The organism is Bifidobacterium tissieri (assembly GCF_002259645.1).
GTDB classification, from domain to species: domain Bacteria; phylum Actinomycetota; class Actinomycetes; order Actinomycetales; family Bifidobacteriaceae; genus Galliscardovia; species Galliscardovia tissieri.
Genome location: NZ_MWWV01000027.1, coordinates 1 through 2,674 on the forward strand (window position 1 = coordinate 1; position 2,674 = coordinate 2,674).

The following is a 2,674-nucleotide window of genomic DNA, read 5'->3' on the forward strand; positions in this document are numbered from 1 at the left end:
GGTCACGGCCTCGTTACGACGACCGGTCTTGAGCTGACCGTACTCGATGGAATCCGTAAGGCTCAGAATGGCGGTCATCTGGATGAACGTGGCGGGGATGTAGAACAGTACGAGGGCCACGATCACGAGGGTGAGGCTCTGCGCGCCGATGATGAACATCACGTAGCCGGCGATCATGAACACCATGCCCGCGAGGTAGAGGTAGCGGCGCGGGATGTAGCGGTTGAGGATCGGGTAGAGCGGCGCGGCGACCAGACCGGTGATGATCGGGATCACGCCGGCGATGGAGAAGGCGGCCGGCTGGCCGAGTACGAACTTGAACAGGTAGAGCAGCACGCCGGTGGTGGCCACGTTGGCGATGGCGTACAGCAGGTAGCTCAGCGCGACCCACAGCAGCTGGTCGTTGTGGGCCAGGGCGCCGAACGCCTGCAGCGGGTTGCCGTTCTCCTGGGCCTTGGAACGCAGTGCACTCTCGTTCTCCTTGGTGCCGAACGCGACGGTGAGCGCGGTGAGGATGCCAAGCAGCGCGACGATGACGCCGAACGCCGTCCAGCCGGACTGGCTTTCGGTGTGGGAGCCGGTGAACACGTAGCTGAAGTAGGTGACGATCGGGATGACGACCACGGTGATGCCGTTGTAGCCGATGGAGCCGGTGAAGGAGCCGAGAGCAGTGTAGACGCTGCGCTCATGGGAGTCCTCAGAGATGGCGGGGATCATGCCCCAGTAGGAGATGTCACGCAGCGAGTAGAACACGTCGAGCACGATGAACACGATCACGAACAGCACGATGAACCACGTCTGGTTCACGTTGACCAGACCGAACAGGCCGGTGTACACCATGAATAGGAGGATGGCGCTGACCGTGCCGCCGATGAGCTGCCATGGACGGAACCGTCCCATTCTTGTGGTGGTGTTGTCGATAAGATTGCCCAGCAGCGGGTCGATGAAGATCTCCGCGATGCGAATGACCACGATCAGACCGGTGATGACCCCAATAAGCCGTGACGCGACGGTCTCGTCGACGTTGGCGAACAGGGAGCTGGTGACATAGACGACGAAGTAGGTGCTCAGCGCATTATAGAAGCCGGATTGTCCCAGATTGCCGAAGGCGTATACGATGTGCTGCCGCATCAGTGGGCGTTTCGACGGTGCCACCGGCGACGATTCGTTACTGGACATAGGTTCTTCTCCTTAGAAGAAATCCGAATGATCGTGCGTGTAAACCATTCGGAACGATCAGCCTTTGATCCGATATCCGTAACGTTATCGCCCATGTGACGGCATGCTTGTTCAATGATTTTGTTGCGACGAGACGGCGAAAAGCCGCTTCCGCGAAAGTATTGCGCCCCGGTTTGCGAGGGAAGACACGCAAAACGGGGCGAATCGGGAGGCGGATTCGTTTCGGAATGCCGAGGACGCAACTGCGGCCATGGTTCCGGATGATCATCCGACACCGTTGTCGGAGAATGCTTTCGGAGCCATGGAAGCGAATATCGCGGAGGGTGAAGGCCGCAACAAAACCACGGCGACACGACACCTCAACATATTCACTTTTTCTTCACATTTTATCGGAGGAAGCGGTTCACAACACGGGGATGTCTGACGATTCCGGCCATTTTTCAATGGTGGAACCAATGGAGTCAAGGCATCGCCATGTTGTGAACCGCGGTACGCGTTACTTCCTATCGGAAGCACCCTCCGCAGCGTTCTCCTCGACGAGATCGGCATCCTTGGCGTCCTCGGACTCGATCTCACCACTGGCGAGCTTGGCCTCAAGCTCCTCGACGATCTCGGCATGCATCTTCTCGTCGATCTTCACGGTGAACATGAACACGAGGAGGCTGGCCACGATCAGGGCGAGCGGCGTGTAGAAGGCGAACATCTTGAAGGTGCGGATGTTGGCGGCGGTCATGTCGGCGGCGGTGGCCGACCCTACCATTCCGGCGGCCACGGCGATGAAGCCGACGATGCCGTTGGAGAATGCGCCGGCGATCTTGTCGAGCATCGGTCGCACGGACAGGGTCACGGCCTCGTTACGACGACCGGTCTTGAGCTGACCATACTCGATGGAGTCGGTGAGGCTCAGGATGGCGGTCATCTGGATGAACGTAGCGGGGATGTAGAACAGCACGAGGGCCACGATCACGAGGGTGAGGCTCTGCGCGCCGATGATGAACATCACGTAGCCGGCGATCATGAACACCATGCCCGCGAGGTAGAGGTAGCGGCGCGGGATGTAGCGGTTGAGGATCGGGTAGAGCGGCGCGGCGACCAGACCGGTGATGATCGGGATCACGCCGGCGATGGAGAAGGCGGCCGGCTGGCCGAGTACGAACTTGAACAGGTAGAGCAGCACGCCGGTGGTGGCCACGTTGGCGATGGCGTACAGCAGGTAGCTCAGCGCGACCCACAGCAGCTGGTCGTTGTGGGCCAGGGCGCCGAACGCCTGCAGCGGGTTGCCGTTCTCCTGGGCCTTGGAACGCAGTGCACTCTCGTTCTCCTTGGTGCCGAACGCGACGGTGAGCGCGGTGAGGATGCCAAGCAGCGCGACGATGACGCCGAACGCCGTCCAGCCGGACTGGCTTTCGGTGTGGGAGCCGGTGAACACGTAGCTGAAGTAGGTGACGATCGGGATGACGACCACGGTGATGCCGTTGTAGCCGATGGAGCCGGT

The 2,674-nt window shown here is 60.4% G+C and carries 2 protein-coding genes; both read right to left on the bottom strand.

Annotation, left to right across the window (positions count from 1 at the left end; genetic code table 11):
* The coding region (locus tag BTIS_RS11475; protein WP_245819442.1) for a glycoside-pentoside-hexuronide (GPH):cation symporter at window positions 1-1,131 on the bottom strand (1,131 nt) is incomplete at its 3' end.
* A 544-nt stretch (window positions 1,132-1,675) separates the two neighbouring features.
* Window positions 1,676-2,674: glycoside-pentoside-hexuronide (GPH):cation symporter (locus BTIS_RS11480; RefSeq protein WP_143248955.1), on the bottom strand; the 999-nt coding region annotated here is incomplete at its 5' end.